At 64.0% G+C, this 1,790-nt stretch carries 3 protein-coding genes; all 3 read right to left on the minus strand.

Annotation, left to right across the window (positions count from 1 at the left end; translation table 11 throughout):
• Positions 1-113 (minus strand): ureidoglycolate lyase (locus tag M0954_RS15560; RefSeq protein WP_297354148.1); only part of this gene is annotated, 113 nt, incomplete at its 3' end.
• A 39-nt stretch (positions 114-152) separates the two neighbouring features.
• Positions 153-1,163, minus strand: coding sequence for an allantoicase (gene alc, locus M0954_RS15565; protein WP_297354144.1), 1,011 nt, complete (start codon positions 1,161-1,163; stop codon positions 153-155).
• Positions 1,164-1,288: 125 nt separating this feature from the next.
• Positions 1,289-1,790 (minus strand): cation:dicarboxylase symporter family transporter (locus M0954_RS15570; protein WP_297354146.1); only part of this gene is annotated, 502 nt, incomplete at its 5' end.

A 1,790-nucleotide genomic window follows, 5' to 3' on the forward strand; every position in this document is an offset into this window, starting at 1 on the left:
CGCTCGGTCGTGCCGCCGTTGATCGGGAAGTGACGTGCACCGTCCAGTTCGATCACGTCGCCAAACGGCGCGAAGGCTTCGCGCGTCAGGCGCTCCATCTGCAGGGTCTTCATTGCGGTGTCTCCGTCGCCACGCTCCTCCGGGTGCCGCGCTTACGCCAGCTCGCCCCACAGACGCAGGCGCGAGACGCCACCGTCCGGGAAGATATTGAAGCGCACATGGGTAACCGGACCGAGCGAGCCCAATTCGGCTTCGAACGGGTGCACGTGGTCCATCTGTAGCTTCTGCTCGTCCATCAGCAGCGGCCAGAACATGGCCTGGGTGACGAGCGACTCGTCCGTCCCGCCCGTCACGCTCGCGGCCTGCAACGAGCAGCGGTCGGGGAAATTGCCCTTGAAGTGCGCCGTGTCCACTTCGACCTTGCGAATCACACCGGGTCGCGCCAGCGCGACGATCGCCCAGTCATTGCCAGGCTCGCGGCGGCGGCGCGTTTCCCAGCCGTCACCCATGTTGACGCCGCGCCCTGGCATCAGCATCTGCGAGGCCGGTCCGAAATGCTGGTTGTTCGCGGCGACCAGGTAGGCGCCGTTTTCGATCGCCGCGAGATCGATGAGGCTGCCGCGCTCGATGCGATCCCAATCGCGTTTCGGCTGTCCGTAGACACGCAGACGCGCGAGACCACCGTCCGGGTATAGGTTCACGCGCAGGTGCGTGAAGGCGCGCGCGTCGCTGACTTCGACGTAATGGTGTTGATTGCCTTGCAGCGTCATCGCCGGCACGACGACTTGCCAGTCGGCGTTGTCGGGCGGCGTGTCGCCGTCCGCATAGCAGCCTTCCAGTGACGCTGCCGGCGGAAAGTTGCCGGTGAAGTGGCTCGTGTCCAGATCCACGCCATGGATAACGCCCGGGCGCGCAAGCCGGACCACGCAGTAGTCGTGTCCGGTGGTGCACTTGCGGCGGGTCTCCCAGCCGTCCATCCATTTGCCGTGATCGTCGTACTTGCCGGGAATGAACACCGCCGGTTGCGGATCGAGCATGCGCTCTTTGGGCGCGAAGAATTCGTCGCTGGCATACAGCGCCTGCGCACCGAGGCGCGGGTCGGCCAGGTTCATATAGCGGCGCGTGAAAGCGGGGGCGTTCGGGTCGAGGATCGGAGTAGCCATGGTCTCGGTCTAACGGTAAGAGGGTGAAAGTCCGCGGGCGCTACTGCGGGTGTTGCCTGTATTGGCGTACGTACCGCTGCGCCCGACGGACCGGTGATGAGTTGTGTTGGGCGGTGCCGCTTGAATCAGATCGCGTGCACGGGGTTGACAGAAACGCCCGCAGCCTTCGATTCTTCGCCAGCCGGAACATAAAGAAACGCGGCTTCCCGGTTCAATACGCTGCGAGCGCGAGCCTTGTCGATATCGTTCTCCCAGACGGCCACTACTACCGTGGCAACGCAATTGCCGATCAGATTGGTCAGTGCGCGAGCAATGCCGACAAACCAGTCCACCGGCAGGATCAGCACCAGACCGAGAACCGGGATCGCAGGAATCGCCGAGAGCGTTGCGGCCAGAATCACGATCGCCGAACCGGGAATGCCATGCGCCCCCTTCGAAGTCACCAGCGACACCAGCACCACCACGACGAGATCGTGCAGCGACAGCGGCGTATTGGTGGCCTGCGCGATGAAGATCACCGCGAGCGTCAGATAGATCGAGAAGCCGTCCAGGTTGAACGAGTAGCCGGTGGGAATCACGAGGCCGACCGTCGAGTCCTTCACGCCCATCCATTCGAGCTTGCGCATC

The sequence above is a fragment of the Paraburkholderia sp. genome (assembly GCF_026225065.1).
GTDB lineage: Bacteria > Pseudomonadota > Gammaproteobacteria > Burkholderiales > Burkholderiaceae > Paraburkholderia.

Bases quoted from the DNA above. Each gene is read 5' to 3' on its own strand.
- alc (WP_297354144.1), bottom strand. From the start codon at position 1,163: ATGGCTACTCCGATCCTCGACCCGAACGCCCCCGCTTTCACGCGCCGC.